20 protein-coding genes are annotated in these 24,274 nt (G+C 49.2%); 12 read left to right on the forward strand and 8 right to left on the reverse strand.

Features of this window, described 5'->3' with window-relative positions; genetic code table 11:
- The first annotated feature begins 60 nt into the window (after positions 1 to 60).
- The 9 genes from K0H81_RS13390 (at position 61) to K0H81_RS13430 (ending at position 11,894) form a co-directional block, all read left to right on the forward strand.
- Positions 61 to 933: an N-acetylneuraminate synthase family protein gene (locus K0H81_RS13390; protein ID WP_220058638.1), complete on the forward strand. Its 873-nt coding sequence runs from the start codon at positions 61 to 63 to the stop codon at positions 931 to 933.
- Positions 930 to 2,669 carry a thiamine pyrophosphate-binding protein gene (locus tag K0H81_RS13395; protein ID WP_220058639.1) on the forward strand — a complete coding sequence of 580 codons (1,740 nt, stop codon included), beginning with the start codon at positions 930 to 932 and terminating at the stop codon, positions 2,667 to 2,669. The genes K0H81_RS13390 and K0H81_RS13395 overlap by 4 nt, the downstream gene beginning before the upstream one ends.
- Positions 2,662 to 3,396 carry an SDR family NAD(P)-dependent oxidoreductase gene (locus tag K0H81_RS13400; RefSeq protein WP_220058640.1) on the forward strand — a complete coding sequence of 245 codons (735 nt, stop codon included), beginning with the start codon at positions 2,662 to 2,664 and terminating at the stop codon, positions 3,394 to 3,396. The genes K0H81_RS13395 and K0H81_RS13400 overlap by 8 nt, the downstream gene beginning before the upstream one ends.
- A gap of 9 nt (positions 3,397 to 3,405) precedes the next feature.
- The gene (locus K0H81_RS13405; protein WP_220058641.1) at positions 3,406 to 4,590 is read left to right on the forward strand and encodes a methyltransferase domain-containing protein; all 1,185 of its coding nucleotides are present in this window, start codon (positions 3,406 to 3,408) and stop codon (positions 4,588 to 4,590) included.
- A gap of 77 nt (positions 4,591 to 4,667) precedes the next feature.
- Complete coding sequence (locus K0H81_RS13410) at positions 4,668 to 5,828, forward strand: ATP-grasp domain-containing protein (RefSeq protein ID WP_258406293.1); 1,161 nt, start codon at positions 4,668 to 4,670, stop codon at positions 5,826 to 5,828.
- Positions 5,825 to 7,774: a glycoside hydrolase gene (locus K0H81_RS13415; protein WP_220058643.1), complete on the forward strand. Its 1,950-nt coding sequence runs from the start codon at positions 5,825 to 5,827 to the stop codon at positions 7,772 to 7,774. Before K0H81_RS13410 ends, K0H81_RS13415 begins: the two co-directional genes overlap by 4 nt.
- Positions 7,771 to 9,486: a cytidylyltransferase domain-containing protein gene (locus K0H81_RS13420; RefSeq protein ID WP_220058644.1), complete on the forward strand. Its 1,716-nt coding sequence runs from the start codon at positions 7,771 to 7,773 to the stop codon at positions 9,484 to 9,486. Before K0H81_RS13415 ends, K0H81_RS13420 begins: the two co-directional genes overlap by 4 nt.
- Before the next feature lie 9 nt (positions 9,487 to 9,495).
- Positions 9,496 to 10,932, forward strand: coding sequence for a B12-binding domain-containing radical SAM protein (locus K0H81_RS13425; protein ID WP_220058645.1), 1,437 nt, complete (start codon positions 9,496 to 9,498; stop codon positions 10,930 to 10,932).
- Positions 10,932 to 11,894 carry a glycosyltransferase family 2 protein gene (locus K0H81_RS13430; protein ID WP_220058646.1) on the forward strand — a complete coding sequence of 321 codons (963 nt, stop codon included), beginning with the start codon at positions 10,932 to 10,934 and terminating at the stop codon, positions 11,892 to 11,894. The genes K0H81_RS13425 and K0H81_RS13430 overlap by 1 nt, the downstream gene beginning before the upstream one ends.
- Here the strand turns inward: K0H81_RS13430 and K0H81_RS13435 are convergent.
- Genes K0H81_RS13435 through pseB form a run of 6 tightly spaced genes read right to left on the reverse strand, consistent with a single transcriptional unit; the run spans position 11,849 to position 17,989 of the window.
- Entirely contained in the window at positions 11,849 to 12,700 is an 852-nt protein-coding gene (locus K0H81_RS13435; RefSeq protein ID WP_220058647.1) for an NAD-dependent epimerase/dehydratase family protein, read from the reverse strand. The genes K0H81_RS13430 and K0H81_RS13435 overlap by 46 nt on opposite strands.
- On the reverse strand, positions 12,693 to 14,009 hold the full coding sequence (gene rfbH, locus K0H81_RS13440) for a lipopolysaccharide biosynthesis protein RfbH (protein ID WP_220058648.1): 1,317 nt from the start codon (positions 14,007 to 14,009) through the stop codon (positions 12,693 to 12,695). The genes K0H81_RS13435 and rfbH overlap by 8 nt, the downstream gene beginning before the upstream one ends.
- Entirely contained in the window at positions 14,002 to 15,069 is a 1,068-nt protein-coding gene (gene rfbG, locus K0H81_RS13445) for a CDP-glucose 4,6-dehydratase (protein ID WP_220058649.1), read from the reverse strand. The genes rfbH and rfbG overlap by 8 nt, the downstream gene beginning before the upstream one ends.
- Complete coding sequence (gene rfbF / locus K0H81_RS13450; protein WP_220058650.1) at positions 15,070 to 15,840, reverse strand: glucose-1-phosphate cytidylyltransferase; 771 nt, start codon at positions 15,838 to 15,840, stop codon at positions 15,070 to 15,072.
- Positions 15,837 to 16,997 (reverse strand): UDP-4-amino-4,6-dideoxy-N-acetyl-beta-L-altrosamine transaminase, encoded by a 1,161-nt coding sequence (gene pseC / locus K0H81_RS13455; protein ID WP_220058651.1) that lies wholly within the window; start codon positions 16,995 to 16,997, stop codon positions 15,837 to 15,839. The genes rfbF and pseC overlap by 4 nt, the downstream gene beginning before the upstream one ends.
- Positions 16,994 to 17,989, reverse strand: coding sequence for a UDP-N-acetylglucosamine 4,6-dehydratase (inverting) (gene pseB / locus K0H81_RS13460; protein WP_220058652.1), 996 nt, complete (start codon positions 17,987 to 17,989; stop codon positions 16,994 to 16,996). Before pseB ends, pseC begins: the two co-directional genes overlap by 4 nt.
- A gap of 468 nt (positions 17,990 to 18,457) precedes the next feature.
- Here pseB and K0H81_RS13465 point away from each other — a divergent pair, with 468 nt between their 5' ends.
- The 3 genes from K0H81_RS13465 (at position 18,458) to K0H81_RS13475 (ending at position 22,314) form a co-directional block, all read left to right on the forward strand.
- Positions 18,458 to 20,941: a 6-hydroxymethylpterin diphosphokinase MptE-like protein gene (locus tag K0H81_RS13465; protein ID WP_220058653.1), complete on the forward strand. Its 2,484-nt coding sequence runs from the start codon at positions 18,458 to 18,460 to the stop codon at positions 20,939 to 20,941.
- Between the two features lie 110 nt (positions 20,942 to 21,051).
- Positions 21,052 to 21,531, forward strand: coding sequence for a DUF2947 domain-containing protein (locus tag K0H81_RS13470; RefSeq protein WP_041510598.1), 480 nt, complete (start codon positions 21,052 to 21,054; stop codon positions 21,529 to 21,531).
- 222 nt (positions 21,532 to 21,753) lie between these two features.
- Entirely contained in the window at positions 21,754 to 22,314 is a 561-nt protein-coding gene (locus K0H81_RS13475; protein WP_220060861.1) for a chalcone isomerase family protein, read from the forward strand.
- Positions 22,315 to 22,468: 154 nt separating this feature from the next.
- Here the strand turns inward: K0H81_RS13475 and K0H81_RS13480 are convergent, their stop codons facing one another.
- Positions 22,469 to 23,383, reverse strand: a complete 915-nt coding sequence (locus K0H81_RS13480) for an outer membrane beta-barrel protein (protein ID WP_220058654.1) — start codon at positions 23,381 to 23,383, stop codon at positions 22,469 to 22,471.
- Positions 23,384 to 23,604: 221 nt separating this feature from the next.
- A complete protein-coding gene (locus tag K0H81_RS13485; RefSeq protein WP_220058655.1) occupies positions 23,605 to 24,216 on the reverse strand; it encodes a TetR/AcrR family transcriptional regulator in 612 nt (203 codons plus the stop codon).
- Between the last annotated feature and the right edge of the window lie 58 nt (positions 24,217 to 24,274).

A 24,274-nucleotide genomic window follows, 5' to 3' on the forward strand; every position in this document is an offset into this window, starting at 1 on the left:
TTAAAAGCAGTTATTATCAAATTCACATTATTAACACTAACCAATATATTGCGGGCCATTATGACAACACAAGCACCTATATTCATTGCCGAGGTTTCGAGTAACCATCATAGAGATCTGAACAGGTGTTTCGAATTTATCAAGGCATCGGCAGAAATAGGCTGTGATGCGGTAAAGTTTCAACTGTTTAAAATCGATCAACTATTTGCCCCCGAAATCCTTGATCGAAGCGAGATGCATAGAGCACGAAAGCAGTGGGAGTTACCCGTTAGTTTTCTACCCGAGCTTAAACGGTGTTGCGACAGCTATGGCATTCAATTTTCGTGTACGCCTTTTTACTTAGATGCAGTCAAAGAACTGGCACCCTATGTCGATTTTTATAAAATCGCCTCCTATGAATTACTATGGGACGATTTGCTTATCGCCTGCGCAAGAACCGGTAAGCCTGTAATAATCTCTGCCGGCATGGCAAACCTGGAGGAGATCGATCACGCCATCGCGACCCTGCAAGAGGCGGGATGTCAGCAGATCACGCTGCTACACTGCGTTTCAGCCTACCCCACTCCAATGGCAGACTGTAACCTTGCAGTACTAGGCACTTTCCGGGAACGCTATGGCGTCAAGGTCGGTTGGTCTGATCATAGCGTTCAACCGACCGTCATCCGCCGCGCCGTCAATCGTTGGCAAGCAGATTGCATTGAGTTTCACATAGATCTCGACGAACAGGGTGCTGAATACGCCGTCGGCCACTGCTGGCTACCTCAACAAATACAGTCGGTAATAGCAGAATGCCGCGAAGCCGAGCTTATCGATGGTAAGAGCGACAAACTGCTAGCCCCCAGCGAAGCCCCAGATCGTGACTGGCGCGCCGATCCCAAAGATGGTTTGAGACCGCTAAGACACATCAGAAATACTTTTGGAGTTAATGAATGAACCACCCTGTCATCAAGGTTGCAGCCGACGCCGTTATTCACTTCTTAGCCAGCCAAGGGATACGTTCGCTGCACAATTACCCCGGCGGAACCATAGCGCCATTACTAGATGCCTGCGGCCGTTTTGGTATCAAGGTTTTTACTTCCAAACACGAACAGGGGGCTGGCTATGCAGCATTGGCACAAGCCAAACTCACCGGCCTTCCAGGAGTTGTAGCCGTCACCTCTGGACCAGGTGTCACCAATGTGCTTACGCCGGTTGCCGATGCCTTCTTCGACAGCATTCCGCTTTTAGTCTTCACCGGTCAAGTGGGTACCGGCGACTTGACGGCTGACAAACCTGTGCGTCAATCTGGGTTTCAGGAAGTGGATACCCCAGCATTGATGAAGCCCATAACCAAAGCACAGTTTCAGCCTAAATCTATTGCAGAATTAGTCGCTATCCTCCCCAAAGCCTGGCAAATAGCCTGCGAAGGCCGCAGGGGACCCGTTTCGTTAGATCTACCTATGGATGTTCAACGCGCGGTATTTGACGATACAATTGAACCTATTGCGACATCGGCCAGAACAGATACTTCGAATGAGAAATTTATTAGCGAATTACTCGAAGCCATTCAGACAGCTAAACAGCCAGTTATTATCTGTGGCAACGGCATGGCCACTGGCGAACACGCCAGGTTGCTCAGTTCCATTCGCAGTTATTGGCCCGCCCCAGTGAGTCACAGCCTACTTGGAGTGGGCACGCTCGACTCAGAAGATCCCGGCAGTCTGGGGTTTCATGGGCACACAGGCAGTCAACTGGCAGGTAAAGCCATTGCCGATGCCGATCTCTTATTGGTGTTGGGCTCTCGCCTCGATGTACGCCAAACGGGCACCTTAACATCTGAATTCGCCAAACAGGCACGCATCTTCCGGGTCGATTTTGATGCCAATGAGCTCGAATATAGCCGCATTGCCTATCATAATGGTTTGTGTTCGGAACTGACTCCCGTATTGCAGGCATTGCAACAAGCCTTGCCAGGTAAACAGATTGCCGATCTCGGTCCTTGGCAAAAAAAGATCGCCAATTGGCGTCAAACTCTGGGGTGGCCTTATCCAACATATCCGGGGGCCGCACCTAAAGCAGTACTGGAATACCTGAGCGAAGCACTACCGCAAGAGACCATTGTCACCACTGGCGTCGGCGCGCATCAGCACTGGGTTGCCAGACATTTTCGCTTTGTCTTGCCGCAACGAAGACTAATGACTTCTGCCGGCCACGGCACCATGGGATACGACTTGCCAACTGCCATAGGCGCAGCCATACATTCTCCGCAAAGTACAGTACTGTGTGTCGCGGGCGATGGCTCACTGCAGATGAACATTCAAGAACTCGGCATGATTTCCGAGCTAGGGCTCAAGGTCAAAATAGTGGTGTTAGACAACCACAGACTAGGATTAGTGTCCCAATTCCAGTTAATGAACTGGGAAACCGACACCGCCTGTGGTAACAAGCACTCCCCTGACTTTGCTACCATTGCCAAAGGCTACGGCATAAAGGCCATTCACTGTGGCGTAGAAGACGAAGTACAGGCTGCCCTCAAAGCCTTTATCGCATTCGATGGCCCTGTGCTACTGCACTTGGAAATAGACCCCAGACATGATGTCGTCCCAATGCTACTTGGCGGCCAGCCTACTCACAAAATGTGGCCCTATTTCGACGCGCAAGGCAATCCTAAGGAGATGGGTGATGACTAAACTGGTGTTTATCAGTGGTGGCACTGGTGGGATAGGTACAGGCCTTGTTAAGACATTTGCTAATGAGGGTTATCGGGTTGCATTCAGCTATTGCCATCAAAAGCAAGCAGCCGAAGCACTGGCAAAAGCTCTCGGTGAGCATGTCGCCGCCTTTGAACTAGACCAATCAAACCCTCTCAGCATTAAGGGCTGTATCAGTGCTATCGAAGCACACTTCGGCACAGGTATAGATATACTCATCAATAATGGCGCCATCGCCCAGGAAAAGCCCTTCGAGGAGATCACTCCAGAGGACTTCAGCCAAATGCTGGATACCAACCTCCGGGGGCCATTTCTATTGGCTCAGGCCTGTATTCCATTCATGAGAAACACGGGTTTTGGCCGCATCATCAACATAGGTTCCGTAGGCGGTCAATGGGGCGGCTTCAATCAGGTGCATTACGCCGCGGCCAAAGCTGGGTTGATCAATTTAACCCAGTCGATCGCTAAGATTTATTCAAATGTTGGCATACATGCAAACACTATCGCCGTAGGCTTAGTGGCTACAGAGATGACAGCCAATGAACTAAATACCCCGGCTGGCCAACAAAAAGTTGCTGCTATTCCCGTTGGACGCCTTGGCACCGCTGAAGATATCAGTGGCATAGCATTATTTCTCGCATCTCCCCAGGGCGACTATTTGAGTGGCCAAACACTCAATGCCAATGGTGGTATGTACTTCGGTTAAGGTATCAAGATGATTCGAAAATGTTTTCTCTGTAACTCAGCCACCAAGGTGGTATTTTCCACCACCTGGGCACTGCCGGGACTAACACCAAGAGAGATAGGTTTCTCGGTCTGTCCCCATTGTGGCTCTGTGTCCCAAAGTCCTGCGGTCAGCTTTGACGAGATGATGACCTTCTATAGCTCCATGGCGGTATACACCAATCCTGGTCGAGCAGAAAAACCATCCGAGGCCAAGATCAGAGATCTCGATGAACAGATTCAGTTTATCAAACGTGGCATAGGTCAACTGCCAGGTTCGGCATTGCAAATTGGTTGCTCCGATGGCTACACACTGTCGCGTTTTCGCGACGCTGGGGTCAAACGAGTACTAGGGGTAGAACCGGGTACAGCCTCGGTAGAACTGGCCAAACGCCTCTATCAGGTAGACTGTATCCTCGGCTCAGCCGAAGCGTTTCACACCGAGGAAAATTTCGAGTTAATTCTCTTGACCCATGTGCTCGAACACCTTTATGCACCACAATCCATCCTAGCCAAGTGCCGTTCGCTTCAACAGGAGGTAGGTGAGGGCTTCATCTATGTAGAGGTGCCATTGATGGCACACCCAGACAGCTTATGTCCTGGATTTTTCTCCTTCGAGCACATCAACTATTACACCAAAGAGAACCTGCTCCAGAGCCTGCAACAAGCAGGCTATTCGCCTGTGTCAGTGGTGGAACACTTCAATAGTAACCTTTCCCCCATCATAGGCATTCTAGCCAGCACCAAACACCAGGGACACTACCATCCCCCCAAGGTCGACCCTGAACTCAACCGCCAATGGCTAAACAGTTACCGTGCGAAGGAAGTCAGCTACTGGCAAGGCTGCCTGGACGCAGTGCTTGCGCAGTTACAACAAAGCCAGCGCATCTTCTTATGGGGCGCCGGCATCCATACCTGCCAGTTGGTCGCCAACACCAATCTGCTAACCTCTTGCCATATCGATGGGCTAACCGACACATCCTCACTCAAATGGGGACTCAGACAGGGTGACTGGATCTGTCAAGATCCGGCGAACATCGACTGGCAACCCGGCGATACTGTGCTTATTTCCTCTTATGCCTCTGAAAAAGAGATATTTGATGCCCTATCCTGGCTGAGAAACAACGGCATAAATACCCTAAGACTACATAACGTAGATGATACCCGGGCCCACTGATGTCAAACATAAACAAACATTTGCTCATTGTAGGTGCAGGCATTGAAGCCTGTGAAGGCATACGCATTGCTAAGTCCATGGGTCTAAAGCTTATTATCGCCGACGGCAATCCAACGGCACCGGGACTGGCCATGGCAGACTGGTCGATCATAGAAAGTACATACAACGGTGAGGGGATCCTCACCAAGGTTCAACAGCTAATGAAACAGGGTGTCGGTGTGGATGGGGTGATAGCCATGTGTGCCGATGTGCCCCTCAGCGTAGCCGTTGTCAGTAATGCCCTAGGACTGCCTGGTCTATCATTGGAGTCAGCCTTCTGGGTCTCGGATAAGCTCGCCATGAAGACCAGACTCGCGGCACAGGGAGTCCCCATCCCCCATTTTGCCGATGTTTCCGATATTTCCACGCTACATGAACGGGCACAGGCCATAGGTTTCCCGCTGATAATAAAACCCGTAGACAGTCGCGGAGCACGCGGGGTACAACTCATAGAGAGTATTGATAAACTAAAGCAGGCCTGGTCATTGGCGGCCAAAGAGTCACCCACTGACAGAGTAATGCTGGAAGAATACTTAGCCGGGCCGCAGTTTAGCACCGAAACCCTAATCGATAACGGACGTTGCCACACCTTAGGATTTGCCGATCGTAACTATGAGTGGTTGGAGCGTACTAAACCTTTCATCATCGAAAATGGTGGCGAGGCCCCAACTGGCGTCAGCCCAGAGATCAAAGCCGAAGTGATCGAAACGGTAGAAAAAGCGGCAGCGGCGCTTAACATCAATCAGGGGGTAGCCAAGGGCGATATGGTGTATACATCCCAGGGCGCTAAGGTGATCGAGATAGCCGGCAGGCTTTCTGGTGGTTTCTTTTCCACCACCCAAATCCCCCTCGCCTCCGGGGTCAACTTTGTCGAAAAAGCGATAAAACTGGCCCTAGGCGAACCTTTAACCGACGCTGAAGTCACCCCAAACAATCAGCAGGCCGTCGCCATTCGCTACCTGGACCTACCACAAGGCAAGGTTAAGATGATAAGCGGAGAAGCCGATGCCAGAGCCGTCCAGGGCATCGAGATGCTCAAGCTCTTCATCGCCCCTGGAGATATTATTCAGCCAATAGCTAACCACACCCAGAGGGCCGGATTCGCCATCGCCTGCGCCGATGACAAGCAATCCGCCATCGACCGTACCTATGATGCACTGTCTAAAATTCAAGTGGTATATGAGGCTGCCGGCTCATGAATACCGCTCTGTACACTGTATTTCACCTCAACCTGGCCTTTTCTTCTATTGAAAAGGAACAGCATGTCGAGGTGGTTGAACGCTGTTATTGGCCACTACTAAAAATCGCAGAGCTTGGTATTCCTGTTGGCTTGGAGCTGACGGCCTACACTCTTGAGTGTATCAATACCGTAGCCCCCGCCTGGATCGAACAATTCAAGGCACTGCTACAGTCCGGTCACTGCGAGCTGATCGCCAGTGGTGACAGCCAGATCATAGGGCCACTGATCCCGGCCGAGGTCAATAGTGCCAACCTAAAACTAGGGCAAGACAGCTATCAACGCCTATTGGGCGTCCTTCCCAAAGTGGCTTATCTCAATGAGCAAGCGGTTTCTGCCGGGTTACTCGATGTCTACATAGATGCAGGCTTCGAAGCAGTGGTGGTGGAATGGGACAACCCCTTTTCTCATAACCCAGATTGGCAAAAAGAACTCTTGATGCAGCCTCAGTCACTAAAGAGCGCCAGTGGCCGCCATATCAAAGTTATCTGGAATCATGCCATCGCCTTTCAGAAGTTTCAGCGCTATGTTCACGGCGAACTAACTCTGGAAGATTATCTGCAGTATTTACTTAAGGTGTTAAAACCCGACACTGTGGCATTTCCTGTATATGGCAGCGACGCAGAAGTTTTTGATTTCCGCCCTGGGCGATACCATACCGAAGCAGAACAAATAAGCGGCGAATGGCAACGAGTTGAACAGTTATTCGTTACCCTCGATGCTATGGATAACTACTGTTGGCGTCTTCCCTCCAAGCTGCTGGCGAAAAAGGCAGACACCCTTTCCTTGCCACTCACCAATGCCCACTACCCTGTCTCGGTCAAGAAACAGGCCAAATACAATATAACCCGCTGGGCTCTGAGCGGCCGCAATGACCTCCTGCTCAATAGTATTTGTTATCGCAAGTTAGCCGAACTCAAGTCACAACAAAATACAGACGACGAGTGTTGGCGATGCTTGTGCCGACTCTGGGCCAGTGATCTGAGAACCCACTTAACCCAAACTCGTTATGATGCACTGACGTTAACCAAGATGGCTTCTGTAGCACCAACATTTGCCGCCTGGCATGATGATAAAGATCTGCGTGTTCATTATGATGAAGCCAGGCGCCGTCTGGAAGTGCAAACCCCCAAGATAAGACTGATACTTAACGGCAACCGCGGTCTGGCAATTGAAACGCTCGCCTTTGCCAGCCACAACTTTGAAGCGGTTGTCGGTACCCTATCCCATGGGCACTTCGACCACATCAGCTATGGTGCAGATTTTTACAGCAATCACCTCCTGCTGGAACGTTTTCGAGACCGCGACAGAGTGGCCGATCTCAACAGGGTGGAGTACCAGTTGGGAGAGCAAGATGGCTGTCTGGTCATCTATTGCCGCCAAGCACTCAATAGCGGTGCGGTCGTGAAATGGTATCGGCTAGAAGACGAACGCCTCTATACGGGCTTCCACTTTGAAGAAACCTGCCGCCCAGAAGCCTCGGTACGTTTAGGCTTCATGACCCTGCTCGATTGTCAGCAGCGAGCCTGGTATCAAACCCGTCTCGGCGGCTATGAGGATGAATTTTTTCAAATAACCCATGACATGGACCAAGGCGCACCAATTTCCTCCATCGTCTCATCATCCAGCGCTCTGGGAGCGACGGCCGGCGCCATCTGCTTTGGGAACCAGTTCAAGGGCATACGTATTGACTGGGATCCGGCTCGTTGCGCAGCCTTGCCTATGATTTCCAGTAAAAAAATCGATGAACAATACCTAAATCGCCTGTGGTTTTCTTTGACCGAAGCCGACGAAACCCTCAAACCCAATGGGCAACTGTTGGATTTCGAAATATGCATCAGTCCAGTGGTTCTGGACACTGACTCGCCTAAGTCAAACACATATCTCAAAGAGGAAACTTGCACATGACCAAGACACTCGCCATTGTAGGGGCCAGGCTCAATTCCAGTCGTCTGGCGGGCAAGCACTTATTGCCACTGGCCGGCGAACCTATGATTAGCCATATTTGGCGCCGACTGATGCGATGCAATGAGGTCAATAGTCTCGAACTGGCTACCACAGCAGATAATTTTAATCGTCCACTGCTGAATTGGGCAAAAGAACATCGGGTGGAATGTCATCCCTATGAAGGCGATGTCAACGACCTAATGGCAAGGCTCGATAACATTATTCAAAGACAAAACCCGGACTATATCCTCTACGTCTGCGGAGACTGCCCGCTAATCGATCCCGAGTTTATTGACCATGGGCTAAAGGCGCTTAAGCATTCAGACAAAGACAGCATCACACTAAAAGATGGGGTCCAGAGCTTACACGAAGGCTTGGCCTTTTATAGTCGCAGTGGTTGGAATAAATTAATGGCCGCCAGCCAATGTGCCATGTCCAGAGAACATGTGGGCTATGCCGATAGAATTACTCCCATACTCGATACGCTGGCCATTGACGACAGTGCAGATTACTCACAGGTCAAACACAGAATATCTGTAGATACCCAGGCAGACTATCGCTTTATGGCGGAGACATATCGACGTTGGTATCAGGACAATGATGCCAACTCCATCGTCGATCTGCTAGGGGTACAGCAGCTACTGTTAGATGAACCCGAATTGAAAGCAATTAACGACCATGTGCAACAAAAACGCCCTGAACAACACTATGCCAATATCAGCCTCTACTGTCATATTGGTCCATCAATAGGCTTAGGTCACTTGAGACGCTGCGCCCTCATCGCGGAGGCGTTACAGGAGCAATTAGGTACAGGTACAGAGATCTTTGTTGTAGGCCAAGCCTGTGAACTGCCATGGCTTCATACAAAAATTTGCTGGCTGGAGCACGAATCACAACTGATTTCTCGGCTAAGCAATGACAACAACCAACTGTTGATATTAGATTTCCATCCTTCTTATATCGACGAAACGACCTTATTGCCTGTATGCAAGCAAATGCAACACCAAGGCACATCTATCGTAGCAATGGATAAAATGTCTTCCCTGCTTCCCTTTGCCGAACTGCTTTTCGTTCCCAGTTTCTTCACTCGCTTGCAGGATCCCAAATTAAGCTTCGGCTGGGATCATTATCTCTTTGAGCCTGTGCCCCAAGAGACGAAAGAGAACTTGGTGCTCATATTAACAGGAGGCAGCGACGCGCTTGGTTTTGGCCAGTCACTACCCAAAGCCATACAGCAAACGCTGAGCCCTGATTGGCGCTATATTTGGGTTCAAGGACCGCTCGCCCCCTCCCCTGAATTAGCGGGAATAGAGAAGATAGCGCTGATGGTCAACCCACCCAATCTCGCGACGCTGATAGCAAAAGCCAAGATAGTCGTAACTTGCTATGGTCTCTCCTTGTTTGAGTCTATGGCCAGAGAAGCCGCTGTGATCCTGCTGCCTGCCCAAAAAATTTGTGATGAAGATGAGTTAGCATCCCTTGCTGAAACAGATGCCTGCCTTGTGAGTCATACTACAGAAGAAGCGGTTAACTACCTGACTCATTTGCAATCTTCACCCGAACAAATGAGACAATTATCCGAAAAAGCTGGCTCACTTTTTGCTGGTTCAAACGGTATGTCAATTTTGATACAAAAAATCAAAGCACTCTTACTTGCTGGTCAAAGCACCTAAGGATTAAAAATGTTCATTCTGGTAACGACTCCCGTAGGACGAACCGAAACAGGGGAACAAATAGACTACTTCCCCAGCAGATGGAGCGGAAGCTCGGGCCAGTATAAAGTGACAACCTTTTATCCGTTTAACCTGTCATATCTTACTGCCATGTTGAAACGTGACAGCGACCACAGAGTCAAATTTGTAGACATGAATTACTTCGGTGTTGACAGTGACGAATATATCACATTGCTCAACCGACTCAGACCCGACATTTTAATAGTAGAAGTCGATTCCATTATCTATCGTAAACAGATGACTATCTTGCGCACATTAAAGCAGGACCTACCATTGCTAAAGATAATCATTTGTGGCCCCCAAGCCACAGCCACCCCGGAAGATGCTTTGGCAAACGGTGCTGACTTTGTTGCTATCGGCGAGTTTGAAGAATCAATAACGGAACTGATTACTTCGGGTTTATCAGAGAGCGTTGAAGGTATCTACCCAAATAGCCGCCGGAATTTATTGGACGTCAATTCACTGCCGTTTCCCGAAAACGAAGATATAAAGCGCCGAGATTATTGCCGTTTATATGGCTCGGAATACAATGAAGTTGAGATGTGGGTGACCCGGGGCTGCCCAGTCATGTGCAATTTTTGCGTGGTCGCCAACGTGTACTATGGTAAGCCCAACCATAGAGTCCGAGATCTCGATAATGTGATAGCCGAAATTAAGCTGCTGCAAGAGAGCATTCCTGATTTACAGGGCATTTTCTTTAATGAAGAGGCCCATACGATTAATCGAAATTATCTCAGAGCCTTGTGCCAACGCCTGATAGATGAAGGATTACATCAAACACTAAAATTCAATTGCATGGGCAATTATGACACTCTCGATACAGAGACATTGAAGTTAATGAAAGCGGCCGGCTATTACAAAATCCGCATCGGCCTTGAGAGCCTGGACGAGTCGGTAATGCAACATATATCCAAGTTCAGATCCAAGAGTAATGTCGCCCGATTACTGGACGTGCTGCACGATTGCAAAGAACTGGGTATTAAAGTCTATGGCACCATGTCTGTCGGAACCGTCGGCGCGAACTACAAATCGGATATTGAATCTTTAAACACAATAGAAAAGTTGCATGCCGAAGGCTACATACAGGAGTTTTCCCTATCCATTAATACACCGCTGCAGGGAACGCCCTTCTTCGATAAAGCTCGTGATGCAAATTGGCTCATCGCGACCTCCTCAGATTATGATGGCAGTTACGGCTCCATGGTGGATCTGCCAGATTATCCCGCAACACTGGTCAATGAAGCATTTGAGTACGGTTCAATAATCCGGGCTCGAATAAATCAAAAAAATCAGGATAGTGGCGTACATTACTCATCTTACGATCGACAGTGGTGTGCCCCGGTTTATGCCACATCAAATCGAAAAGTTGGCGAGGGGATCATCTAATGTCCCCAACAATCACTATTTGTATCCCGAACTTCAATCATGGAAAGTTACTCGGCCAGACACTCGACGCTGTATTCAGCCAGAACCTTGATGGCGTACAGGTTTTAGTATCAGACAATGCCTCAAACGACGACAGCCTTAGCGTGATCGACACCTTCCGTCACCAGCCAGAATTGAGAGTATTGCGCCAAGATTCGACCATTCCCATGGCATCAAACTGGAATACAGTAGTGAAAGCTGCAGATACTCCCTGGATCATCATGCTGTGTTCAGATGATCTTCTGCTGCCCTCGGCATTGAGCCAATTAAAGCAGGCCGCACAGACCTCGGACGTGCAAGCAATATTCTTTGAATATGATTTTCTTGTTGAGGGCCAGCGGATCAAGAAAACACCTTTTTACCAGACCTCGGCTATGATCTCGGGACAGCGACAAGCTGAAATTTTCCTCAAAGGAAACAATTATCCTTTATCAGCCTGCATGTTTAAACGAGACTTACTACAAGGCATTGGCTGGTTCGATGAAAGCAAGGCATTTTGTACCGATTGGCATGCCTGGCTGCAAATGAGCGCAGCGGCCAATCAGGTACTCTACATCAAAGAGCCCCTTCTGCTATATCGTCAGCATGCCGAGAATGAAACCCACAGGTGTGTAAGGGACCAAGTCGCTCTGAAAGAGGTTATTAAGATGAAAACAGATTTCATCTCCGAACACGCCATTACCGACAAAGATATCATTTATGGCGCGGCCTCAAACAACCTCAAGCTCGCCAAACACTATGCCAGCCAGATGGTTACTCAGGGATTTTCAAAGGCCGCCAATTATTATCTGCAACAAGCTTCTTTACTTGAGCAGCAACTGACCACCATAGGTACCAAGCCCCAAATGAGTCACTCTTCGGCACCTTATCCTCTGCCTCAAGATGCTGCCGAATGCAAATCCTTGAGCTTCTGCCTGACATAATCCTCAAGTTGATAGCGGGGGGACCAACCTGGAAGGGGAGGAAGCAGGCTGTCAGCAGGCAAAGCGATCTCAACGGTTTCGCTCTGATGAAGATTAAAATTCAGTTGCAATGGATGGCCCAGTTTAGCCAACATCGCCGATAACTCGTTGAAACTATAGAGGTGTTCTTGCCTGACCCGATAACTGACTTGAGGCAATTGAACGGGAGAATTTATCAGGCTCATGATAGCACTCACGACATCTCTGACATCCGTCAACGAAAAGCGTTTACCTGAATCCCCAAGCTTGGCAGGCAAACCGGAGTGCGCCTGATGAATTAAGTAATCGACCAGCTTCCCCCTGGTATCCCCGGGGCCATAGGTGGAGGATAATACCAACTGATAAGCTTCAAGTTTCTCCCTTTGTCGGAAGTATTCCAAATATACCGCCAAGGCTTGTTTGCTGGCGCTGTAATAATCAACCGCAGCACTGCACTCCTGATCGCCAAACTGCCAGAAACTGCCGGTGGCAATGAACTTAACATTGCGCTGGCTAGTCGTCCAGTTAAGTAATCTCAGTGGCAGCATAAGGTTGGCATTAAATCCAGCACCTTTAGCCTCATTTCCATATGCCGCGGCCAGATGAACCACGGCATCAGGAGCAAAGTCCGACAGTCTTATTTCCAGCTCGGGAGAGTCAAATGCCAGAGCATCCCCCTCTTGCCGGCGCTGTATCGACAATACTTGGAATCCCTGAACCTTAGCCGCTTTCACTAAGTGGCCACCAAGAAATCCTCCGGCACCTGTGATAACCAAGCGTTTAGTCAATTAACCTCCGCGACAGGCTTGAAATAGTTTCAACGACATACTCAAGCATACTAGCGGTGAGGCCGGGATGAACACCGAGCCAAAACGTATTGTTCATCACTTGGTCAGTATATTGCAGGCTTCCTGCAACACGGTAGTTGACGCTTTCAAAATAGGGCTGCTTTGTTAAATTGCCCGCAAACAGTAATCGAGTACCAATCCTAGCGGCTTCCAGAGCCGACACAAACTCCTGACGACGCCCCGATAACGCCCCCTTCAGCGTAATGGGGAGCCCAAACCAAGATGGGTCACTGTCTGCCGTGGCCTTACCTGTTTCTATCCCGGGAATTGAGGCCAATCTAGCCGAAAGAAAAGCAAAGTTATGTCGGCGCGCTTCACAAAATCCATCCAACTTATCCAATTGTGCCAACCCGCATGCCGCCTGCATATCTGTGATCTTCAAGTTATAACCCATATGACTATATATATACTTATGATCATAACCATAAGGAAGGTCACCAAGTTGCCAGTCAAATCGCCTTTTACAGCTATTATCGGCCCCAGGCTCACAATAACAATCTCTCCCCCAATCCCTGAATGACTCGACTATCTTAGCGAGCTTCTTAGAGCGGGTAAAAATGGCCCCCCCTTCTCCCATGGTAATATGATGCGCAGGATAAAAGCTCAATGTGGCAATATCACCAAATGTCCCTACATGCTGCCCTTCATATTGACTTCCCAGAGCATCACAACAATCCTCAATAAGCCATAATCCATGTTGTTGGCAAAAATTATTCACCGCAGCCAAATTGAACGGATTCCCTAAGGTATGAGCGATCATAACGGCTCTTGTTTTAGGGCTCAGCGCGTCCTCAAGTAGGCTAGCATCAATGTTCAAAGTCTCTGGATCAATATCGACAAACACTGGGACGGCATTATTCTGAACAATAGGATTAACAGTGGTTGGAAACCCTGCAGCAACAGTGATAACTTCATCACCCGGTTTAATCGCTCTGTCACCCAGCTTGGGCGAAGTCAGGGCTGAAAATGCTAACAAGTTGGCGGCAGAACCTGAAGCCGTTGTCAAAAGGTGCTCAACACCGATCCACTGTGCCAGCCGTTGCTGAAATAACTGATTAAACCTTCCGGTAGTTAACCATCCATCTAGGCTAGCCTCAACCATAGAGCTTATCTCGTTACCATCCAGCGTCTTACCAGAAACGGGGATATAATTTTCACCAGCAATGAAAAGCCTGTCTTGATATTTTATTTCGGCATATTCACGAACCAGATTCAAAATCTCTCGATGTAATTCTTCCAACCTACTCATGCAGCGCATCCTCTAGTGCAAGATAATCGGCTATCTGTTTTTCTGTAAGTGCCTTGGGGTCGGCTTTATTCGCCACACCTATATACCATTCCAATAAACGCTTGATGGTTATATCCAGTGACCAGCGTGGCAGCCAATTTAAGCTATTTTTCGACTTACTACTGTCCAGCAACAAGATTTCAGTCTCACTGAAACCAAGGTTTTGAGCCTCGCAGCTAAAGCTCAGAGACATCTGCGAATAGCAACGAGTTACTAACTCCTCTACGGTACAGGCGTCTTCGGGAGCGGGACCAAAATTCCAAGGCCCCGAATACTCATCTGGATCTTCAAAGAGCTTTTCCGCCAGCAACAAATAACCATAGAGCGCATCAAGCACATGTTGCCAAGGACGCACAGCCGAAGGATTCCGCAGCGCAATTCCCTCATTCCGAATGATGGCGTCCACTATGTCTGGTACGATTCTGTTGGCTGAATAATCACCACCACCGATAACATTACCAGCTCTGGCCGACGCCACACCAGTCATCGGCTGTTGTTGCAGGAAAGAAGCGTAATAGGACTCTACGACGAGCTCACAACCAGCCTTAGAAGATGAATATGGGTCATTTCCGCCTAAGGGATCTGACTCGACAAATCCTCTAGTGTGCATACCCGGCCGATAACATTTATCCGAGCTGATGACGACTATCGCCAGTCTCGACTCCCATTGACGGAAGTTATCCAGTAACTTGGCCGTACCGAGAATATTGGTTTCCAGCGTCAAAATCGGCAACTTATAACCTTCAGATACCAAAGGCTGAGCCGCCAGATGAAAAACGACATCCGGTTTCACCTGTTTCACTCTCTCGCTCAACTGCTGGTCATCATTAATATCACCGAGTTGATGATCACAAACCGATGAAAGTGATGCGATATCAAACAGGCCACCGGGTTCGACTCTATCTGAATAACCAAATACCTGAGCCCCGCGGGCATGCAATAACAGCGTCAGCCAGCTTCCCTTGAAGCCTGTATGGCCAGTGACAAGAACACGCTTCCCTTGCCAGAACGATCTCTTCATCTACCACACCTTCCAAGGAGCCGTATCTGAATTCCACAAGGATTCCAGATGCATTTTATCCCTAAGAGTATCTACAGGTTGCCAGAATCCGTTATGCACATAGGCCATCAACTCTCCCACATCGGTCAAATGTCGCAGCGGCTCCTGTTCCCAAGAAGTACCTTCACCATCAATAAACTTCAGCACTTGGGGTGACAAAATAAAGAATCCACCATTAATACGCCCCCCTTCATTTGCCGGTTTTTCATCAAATCTGGTTACTTTGGCACCATCCAGAGTCAACCCCCCAAAGCGAGGAGGAGGCACGACTGCGGTCAAAGTGGCTAATTTCTTATGACTGAGATGAAAGTCAATTGCTGCCGAGATATCAATATCCGCGAGTCCATCACCATAGGTCATGCAAAAAGCCTCTTCCTCACTCAACAAATCAGCAACTTTCTTTAGACGGCCCCCGGTCATAGTGTTTATTCCGGTATCAACCAAGGTGACGCGCCAAGGTACCGGCGCGGCATCATGTACAATGCGCTCACCGGTCGCAAAATCAAGGGTAAGATCGCAGCCAAGCAAATGGTAATCATTAAAATACTGTTTAATGATCTCAGCCTTATAGCCGCACAATATGATGAAATCATTTAACCCGTGAGCGGAATAGATTTTCATAATGTGCCATAGCAACGGCTTGCCACCAATTTCCACCATAGGCTTGGGGCGTATCGCTGTTTCCTCACTTAAACGGGTGCCAAATCCCCCCGCTAAAATCACCACCTTCATAGACTCTCCGTACTCATTATTTCCGCAATGCCTGAGCATATATATTCCACTTCCTGCTCAATCAACGCTGGAAAGAGTGGTAAGGTCAAGATCTCTTCATAAAACTGCTCAGCACAGGGAAAGTCACCCGCTTTGAAGCCGAGCTCCAAGTAATAGGGTTGCAAATGCACCGGGAAATAGTGCACATGGACCTGCACACCTCGCTCTCGCATGCTATCGAACACTTCTCGACGCCGCTCTGCTTGCTTTAAACGTATCATGTATAGATGGCGGGCGCTGACGCTGCCAAGCAGTGGTTCTACGCTTACAACAGGCTGCTTTGCCAATGCTTGAGTGTAATATTCGGCCAACTGATTACGCTTAGAGACAAATTCATCCAAGCGTTTGAGTTGAGAGAAGCCCAGAGCCGCCTGCAGATCTGTCATACGGTAATTGAAACCCAGCTCATGTTGCTCGTAGTACCACTTTCCCTCGTCGGGTCGCAACATAGTATCTGGATCCCGGCGAATCCCGTGACTTCGAAAGAGCGCCATCTTATCGGCCAATAATCGACTCCGGGTCAGTGCCATTCCACCTTCGGCACTGGTAATTATTTTTACCGGATGAAAACTGAAAACCGTGATATCCGAGTACCCACAGCTCCCCAGCTTATGGCCCTGATAACTGCCGCCGATGCCATGAGAGGCATCTTCAATAATCTTAAATCCATACTCTTTACCAAGCTCGAATATGGCAGCCATATCACAGCTGTGACCACACAGATGAACTGGGATCACCACCTTAGGCAAGGTCCCCTGACGCTTAGCCTCAATGAGCTTAGATCTCAACGCCTCTGGAGACATGTTACCTGTGTTGGGGTCGACGTCGACAAAATCAACTTGAGCGCCGCAATAAAGTGCACAGTTAGCCGATGCCACAAAGGTGATCGGCGATGTCCACACCCTATCGCCAGGGCCGACACCAAGCACTAGGCAAGCTATATGCAAAGCCGAAGTTGCACTGTTTGCCGCCACAGCAAACTTAGCGCCGGTATACTCACACACAGCCTGCTCAAAGGCTGGCACCTTAGGCCCTTGAGTCAACCAGTTCGATGACAATACCTCGACAACCGCATCAACATCCTGTTGGTTGATATCTTGTCTTCCGTAAGGGATCATGCCTTGGTATCCAGCTGAATGATGTCATCACCTGTGAGAAAATGTGGGTTCGTGCCCGAATTGTACTCAAAGCCCATCTCAACTAACTTGCCTTTCTCTCCTAAGGCATTGGTACAAAAGTCTGTTTCACGCCCAAAAAATCGAATGCTGGGTGTGATAACAAAATGATCATCAAACTCTAAGGTGTGGTGTGAGTCATCTGCCGGACACATGATTTCATGCATCTTTTCACCCGGCCTGATCCCAACGATATCGAGGTCAAGATCGGGACCATAAGCCTTAGCCAGATCGGCGATTCGCACGGAAGGGATCTTAGGCACAAAGATCTCGCCCCCCTGCATGCGCTCGAAATTTTTCAGTACGAAATCGACCCCATCTTGCAAGGTGATCCAAAACCGCGTCATATCCGGATGAGTGATGGGAAGCGATTTGGCCCCTTCAGAAATCAGCTGCTTAAAAAACGGGACCACAGAGCCACGAGAGCCGACGACATTACCATACCGCACCGCCGCAAAACGGGTCTTACCACTGCCAACCATATTATTGGCTGCAATAAATAACTTATCAGAGGCTAACTTGGTTGCGCCATAGAGGTTGATCGGATTGGCAGCCTTATCTGTCGATAGCGCGATCACTTTATCGACATTGTTCGCGATTGCCGCGCGGATCACGTTTTCTGCGCCATGAATATTTGTCTTGATACATTCGGTCGGATTGTACTCGGCGGCAGGCACCTGCTTTATCGCCGCGGCGTGAATGACATAGTCGACCTCTTTAAACGCCTGCATCAACCTGTCGCCATCACGCACATCACCAAGGAAATAACGCATACAAGGCGCGTTAAATTTCTGCTGCATCTCATACTGTTTTAATTCATCACGAGACAAAATGATTAAACGCTTTGGCTTGTATCGGTCCAATATGGTCTTAGTATACTTCTGACCGAAAGAGCCGGTGCCACCTGTGATCAGGATAGATTTATTATCGAACATTAACGCTCCATATTCACATTAAAAGCAGCATCACAAAAATAAACAATTATTTAAGCACGCCGTCGGTTACGAGCCTGCGACTAATTTTAATAGCCAATCATGTTAGGCAAATTTCATACCATACCTTTCAGAACTCAGACGTCCAACAGACAATGCCCCTAAAAAGGCCAGCCCCGATCAATATGTAATAAACATCTTTAATCTTAGTAACTTAATATCTAATGTCTAACCTTATTTTTCAACAAGTCCCTAAGTGGTCTCATTTTGGCTAAATTTTAATCCTCTTCTACCTCAAATACTTACTACAGGCTGGCTGGCATAAAACTCGCATTCATATCAGATTAATCCCAGATTAACATCGCACTTGTGTCGTATTTGAGTCAGACTCTAAGCCATGCAGGGATTTAAATCGGCAAAAGTCGGCCAGAGTGTCAATAAATTGTCTAAAAACATCGAATTGAGGGTGCAATGCAGAACAATCAATCTGAAATAACCAATACCTTTGCCGTCAGCCAGTTTGGTGAATATTACTTACCAAGCGTCAACCGCAACACCTTCGAAAAAATCGATTCGACGACCCTCTTCGACAATAAACTCAAAAAAGCGTTATCAACCCCGGATACACTGCATATCATTGCTGGGCTAGACTCTGGCCTACTGGCAAACTATGTGATGGAGCAAACCACCCCCACGGGTAGCAAGTACATCTTTGTCGAACTCGATGAGATCTTATCTCTACTCTCTATCGAGATCCCCTCGACTCTTTCTGATGCTATTCAGGTCGTTTCCCTAGAACAGTTTTCGACTTTAATTCAATCCTATGAGAACAATTTATTCATCGTAAAGCAGCAATTTAAATTACATAGATCCGTTGCGGCTGACGGTAACTATCTCGATAGCTATAGTTGGCTACACGCCCAAATAGACAACGCCGTCAGACAGGCTTATTTCGAGAATAGCATAGGCTTCACCCAAAAAATCTTCGTCAAGACTCAACTGAAAAATGTCGCGGAAACCCTGAGACCGGCATCGATTTTAAGGGATAAATTCAGAGGCAAGAGCTGTATCATCCTAGGGGGTGGCCCTTCGTTGGATACTCACGTTGAATGGATAAAAGAAAACAGCGACAAGCTGGTCATCATCGCCGCATCACGTGTCATAGGTAAACTCAATCGATTGGCCATCAAGCCCGATATCGTCGTCTCGGTCGACCCTCAGTCCGTCAGTTTCGATGTCAACAAGGATATGATGTCGCTGCCCCATGACACCCTACTCATCTGCTCATACCATGTAACCCCGCAGATCTTGGGGCAGTGGCGTGGCGCTTGCCTATACACAGGACCGCGCTATCCCTGGAATGATTTTGCCAAAGACAAGAATATTCAATCCATAGGTCCGACCGTGATCAATAGTGCGATGGAAATTGCACGGGAGATGGGATTTAGCCAGATATTGCTCAGCGGCGTCGACTTCTGTCATTCCCAAACGGGCGCCAGCCACACCTCGGGCACCTATGCTGCCAGCCTTGGACCAAATTTGGGCGCCGTCATGGAATGGGTTGAAACCTATTCAGGAGAGATGGCCGAGACCCCAATGCAGTTATTGCAGGCGATCGGCGCGACCGAGGATCTTATCGCCTCTCACCCCCAGCAAGCTAACTATATCAATCTATCCGCCGATGCAGCCAAGGTGAAAGGTATCGAACATCACCCGGCAGATACTATCGCCCTCACACAGATAGATGCCGTCCAGCGACATCTACTCGCACCAGAGGCACACCTTGCGAGCGACGCCGAGTGGGTGGCGCATTTCACTCGTACTCTCAAAGAGTTGACCACAGCTCGACAGGCTTTAATACAGCTCAATAGCAAGAATAGTGACGCGCTGGCCATCATTGGTAAACTGGAGAAAGAAAGGACAAATGAACGCATCGCGCAGCTCGCTAACAAGCTGGAAAGCATCGAGCAGAGCATCAATAAAGAACACAAGGTGCTAGCAAGCCTGATTAAATTCTACGGTTACTACGAATTCAGTCATTTCTTATCTACCCAACAATCCGATGACTGGTCCCAAGAAGAGATCAACAAGCGCACGCGCATCTACTACAGCGCCTTCAAAGAGATGAGCGAGCAGCTACTGGAGCAGGTCCAATCGGCGATCGAGAGAACTGAGTCTCGCCTAGCCGAATATCAAAAGAAAGTCGAGGTAGAGCCACTGTGCCAAAGATGGGCTCAGGATAAGCAGTGGGGCCGCGCGTTACTTTGGCAGGAACGACATCCCCAGCAGTATCAAAAGCTGTCAGCCGCAGAGCAAGAAATGCTTACCGAGTGCCAGAAGACCTTTGATGCCTTGTTTGTCGTCAAGGAATATATCGATCATTCGGCTGAGCGTACCGCCCCAATCATGGATAACGCCTTTAAAAAACTACAGTTACTCAGGCAGCAAAAGCACTTGTTGGGTATCACTAAGATGGTGCAATATACGGCGCCTCATATCGATGAAGATCCCGAGATTGCCCGTTTATACAACCTGGCACTCAGTTATCGTTACCTACTGGAGAATCAATTACAGGCCTCACTCGATGCCGTGCTGAAGACCCCCTTGGCCGACCGCCAAGAGGAGGAGCTAAAACAGATCATTCAGCTTTCCCTGCAGCTCAACCAACTGCCGCTGGCCCTAGAGCACTATGCCAAGATAATCGCCTACAGCGACGAATATCTGCCGCAATATGCCCATGCGCTGAACTTGAGTGGCGATCCTCAGGCCGCGCTAGGCATCTACCTGGACTACCTGGACAAGTACCCGCAGGACATTCCTGTCATGTTGAAATTAGGGATATTTCTGGCTCAGGCGGGTCAAATCGACGGCGCCGCCTCCTGTTTCGAAAACGTCCTCATGCTGGATGAGCATAATCAGGCGGCGCTTAACTATCTCAAGCAAATAAAGCCCTAAGGAATATTTTGGCGCCAAGGGCTCATTTATCCTGCGGCGCCGTTTCCCTTGTCCGGTGGCAGGCCGTATAATGTCTGGCGTTAATAACTTACAGCCGATAGCGAGGCCCTGTGGCGCACACCTATATCCCACTCGAACAATACAAACGCAAATGGATCTTTAACCATAAAGATCTTCCTGTCACAGATGAAGACAAGGCCTGCATCAAGCCCCTGGATCAAAAATCATCCATGACGGTGTGGAATCAGTGGGTGAGCAACAAGAGCAGCCGCAGCGAGCAATTTACCAAGGGCGACTGGGCCGCCAAGGGCGATGCCTGGCAGGAAACCGACCACTGGCAAAGCGCCTGGGACAGCGACTCCCCCGCCCTACCCGAGCTGTTTCAGGGCCACTTCGATTGGAGTGATGATACTCAGGTCTATTTCTGCTACGACAAGTATCAGATAATTGAGACCCGCTGGGACATCTTCGTGCGTAACTGGAAATGTTTTCTCTTCTTCGATGACGGCCCACTGCTGATCGCCCCCAAGAAGAAACAGGCGGCGCTTTTCCACCAGAGCGGTCAATATCAGCTGGGTAAACGCGGCTAGTCCAACGATTACAATCTATACCAATCACGGTAAGTAAGTGAACAGAAATAGCGCAGGAAAAACGTTCGAGAACAAGGCAGAATTTTTCGATAAGTAGTTATTCTACAATCAAAAATAGTAACACAGTTATCGGACGATTTAACAAGCTAGAGTGATCAATTATTTGCTACGATTGGTATTATAAGAGGTTATATGAAGTCCCTCCTACGCCAACTACTCCTAATGACAGCCGTGGTCAGTGCTCCACTGGCCGCCAACACACTTACCGCTAACACACTGGCCACCAACATCCTGGCCGACGTGCCACTCGCCGACGAGATCACCCTAAGCGGACAGCCTTTAGCCCTTAACGGCGCCGGCATTCGCAGCAAGTTCTTTATGGATCTCTATGTGGGCAGCCTATACACCCCGAGCCCGAGCCAAACGCTGGAGAGTGTGCTCAACGCCCCTAGGATCGCGATTCGCTTGAATATCGTCTCAGGCATGATCACCTCTGAGAAGATGCAAGATGCGATCATCGAAGGTTTTGACGACGCCACAGACGGAGAGCCTCAGGCGATTCAACCCCAGATAGATGCCTTCATGGCCCTGTTCTCGGCGCCGATTGCCGAGGGGGATCAATTTACCCTGGAGGCAGTAAAAGATCTTGGCGTCACCGCCTATAAGAATGGCGAAAAGCAGGCGACGGTCAAGGGTGAGGCCTTTCGCAAGGCGCTGCTGAAGATCTGGCTGGGCGATAAACCGGCGCAGAAGAGCCTCAAAAAAGCCATGCTAGGTGATTAAGCAAGAGTTGAAGCTAGCCGGTAGCTAACTGAAAGCTAGATGAGAAATCATAAAAAAATGGCCTGACGGTATGTTCAGGCCATTTTTGTATTCATCACATTTTCTGATTCATCGCATTTTTTGATTCATCACTTTTTTATTCATCAGCGACAACCTAGAATCGATACTGGGCGGAAAACGCCAACGCGAGTTGATTCTCCAGCGACTCCTGGGTTTTCGGCGAGGAGAGCTCTATCTCACCACTGAAGAAATAGCCCAGATAGGCATCAAATTTGAGTGGCTCGCTCGCCTGCCAGCCCGCCCTGACAAAGCCAACCCACTCGTCTATCTCTAGGGTCACATCTTCATCTTTCACCAAGAATCTCTGGGTGCGCTTCGAACTGCCGACGCCTACTTCGAGCGACTCATACCACTGATAGCTCAGCTCCAGGCCGGCGGGGCCACTAAAGCCCGCCGAGAAGGGGTTGGCAAGCTTAAGCTTGTCGGTTATCTGCCAGTTCACCGCCAGATAAGGCAAGGTGCGCACCTCGGAGATGTCATTGAGATAGGCGACCCCGAGGCCCAACATGTTGCCGCCATTGAAGCGATACATGCCTGAGGCGACCACCCCATAACTTTGGGCATTGGACGATGAGGTGCCCTCGCTATAGGCGTACTGCAGCTTAGGCGCCAGCATGAACAGCCAACGATTGTTGGGACGAAAGCTGACCCCCAGGCCAACCCCATACCTGTCCACATTGGACCAGGGCGCCAGATTACCCTCCAGCAGTGAGGCGCCGCGGCCGCTCCAGTCATAATCCAGCCTGTCGTAACTGATGCTGGCACTCAGCGACCATTGACGATTCAAGGCATAACTGGTCTTGGCGCCGAACAGCCAGGTGTCGCGCTGCAATGCCAGGCCGCTGTCACCCACATCGGCCTCACCGACGCCGATGCGCGATACCGACAGGGTCAAGGGCGACGCCTGTCGCGCTCCCCCTTGGGCCGCCTCGGCGGAAACGGCCGTCAGACAGGTTACCCCTAGAAACAGGGCGTTGATCTTATTGCGAGATAACAGGCTTGGCTTCATACCCTCTCCCTGGGGCTACTCAGTTGATCTTAAGGTTTGGCCGGCTGCGCGATTTCAATGTAGGCACCCGACCAAATTCCAATCATAAAGTTAGTACACTCAAGCTTAGTACGACCAGACTGGCGAAAAGATCACTTTCCCTTCAAAACGGCAAGCTCTGCTACTAAAAGCGTGGCTAAAACTCTGATTAAAGCCGCACTCTGAACTAAAATTGCCAGCGCCTAGACTCGATAGGCGCGCAAGAACATGCTCACCGTCTCTTTGATGTAGGCCGGGCGCTTAGCAATCAGATCCTCTACCGGTAAGCCCAGCTCTAGCTTGAGACGCATCTCGCCAAACAGCATCATACACAGACGCACCGAGGCATGGCGCAGATCGCCAAAATGATACTGACCTAGCTTCTCCACCTGGGCGAAATAGTTTTCTAAAAGGTTCAATAAAAACTCAGGGCCGGCATTAAAAAACAGCGCCGAAATTTCCGGGTGGGTATCGGCCTGGGCCACACAGGTCTTAAACACCTCTATCGCCTCGGGCGATACTATCATCTCGCCAAAATAGTTGCCGAAATGCAGCAGCGCCTGCTCGGGATCCTGGGGGCTGGTAAACAGCTCAGCCGTCACCTGATGCACCACACACTTAGATTCGATTGATGCAACGAACAGATCATCCTTGCTGCCAAAATGCGAATAGACGGTCTGTTTAGAGACGCCCGCCAACTTCGCGACCTCATCCATGCTGGTATTGGGAAATCCTTGCCCACAGAAGAGCTCAATCGCGGCGTGTAATATCTGCGCCTTCTTCTGTTCACTACGGCTAAGGGGTGTTTGTACCATTGAAACGTCCTATAAGGTCTTCATTTTCATCACGACATATTTATACACAAACTAGACT

This window comes from Shewanella halotolerans (assembly GCF_019457535.1).
Taxonomy (GTDB): domain Bacteria; phylum Pseudomonadota; class Gammaproteobacteria; order Enterobacterales; family Shewanellaceae; genus Shewanella; species Shewanella halotolerans.

Coding starts and splice junctions, on each gene's coding strand:
- K0H81_RS13390 (WP_220058638.1), top strand. CDS start 61: ATGACAACACAAGCACCTATATTCATTGCCGAGGTTTCGAGTAACCAT.
- K0H81_RS13395 (WP_220058639.1), top strand. CDS start 930: ATGAACCACCCTGTCATCAAGGTTGCAGCCGACGCCGTTATTCACTTC.
- K0H81_RS13400 (WP_220058640.1), top strand. CDS start 2,662: ATGACTAAACTGGTGTTTATCAGTGGTGGCACTGGTGGGATAGGTACA.
- K0H81_RS13405 (WP_220058641.1), top strand. CDS start 3,406: ATGATTCGAAAATGTTTTCTCTGTAACTCAGCCACCAAGGTGGTATTT.
- K0H81_RS13410 (WP_258406293.1), top strand. CDS start 4,668: ATGGGTCTAAAGCTTATTATCGCCGACGGCAATCCAACGGCACCGGGA.
- K0H81_RS13415 (WP_220058643.1), top strand. CDS start 5,825: ATGAATACCGCTCTGTACACTGTATTTCACCTCAACCTGGCCTTTTCT.
- K0H81_RS13420 (WP_220058644.1), top strand. CDS start 7,771: ATGACCAAGACACTCGCCATTGTAGGGGCCAGGCTCAATTCCAGTCGT.
- K0H81_RS13425 (WP_220058645.1), top strand. CDS start 9,496: ATGTTCATTCTGGTAACGACTCCCGTAGGACGAACCGAAACAGGGGAA.
- K0H81_RS13430 (WP_220058646.1), top strand. CDS start 10,932: ATGTCCCCAACAATCACTATTTGTATCCCGAACTTCAATCATGGAAAG.
- rfbH (WP_220058648.1), bottom strand. CDS start 14,009: ATGAGTAGGTTGGAAGAATTACATCGAGAGATTTTGAATCTGGTTCGT.
- rfbG (WP_220058649.1), bottom strand. CDS start 15,069: ATGAAGAGATCGTTCTGGCAAGGGAAGCGTGTTCTTGTCACTGGCCAT.
- rfbF (WP_220058650.1), bottom strand. CDS start 15,840: ATGAAGGTGGTGATTTTAGCGGGGGGATTTGGCACCCGTTTAAGTGAG.
- pseC (WP_220058651.1), bottom strand. CDS start 16,997: ATGATCCCTTACGGAAGACAAGATATCAACCAACAGGATGTTGATGCG.
- pseB (WP_220058652.1), bottom strand. CDS start 17,989: ATGTTCGATAATAAATCTATCCTGATCACAGGTGGCACCGGCTCTTTC.
- K0H81_RS13465 (WP_220058653.1), top strand. CDS start 18,458: ATGCAGAACAATCAATCTGAAATAACCAATACCTTTGCCGTCAGCCAG.
- K0H81_RS13475 (WP_220060861.1), top strand. CDS start 21,754: ATGACAGCCGTGGTCAGTGCTCCACTGGCCGCCAACACACTTACCGCT.
- K0H81_RS13480 (WP_220058654.1), bottom strand. CDS start 23,383: ATGAAGCCAAGCCTGTTATCTCGCAATAAGATCAACGCCCTGTTTCTA.
- K0H81_RS13485 (WP_220058655.1), bottom strand. CDS start 24,216: ATGGTACAAACACCCCTTAGCCGTAGTGAACAGAAGAAGGCGCAGATA.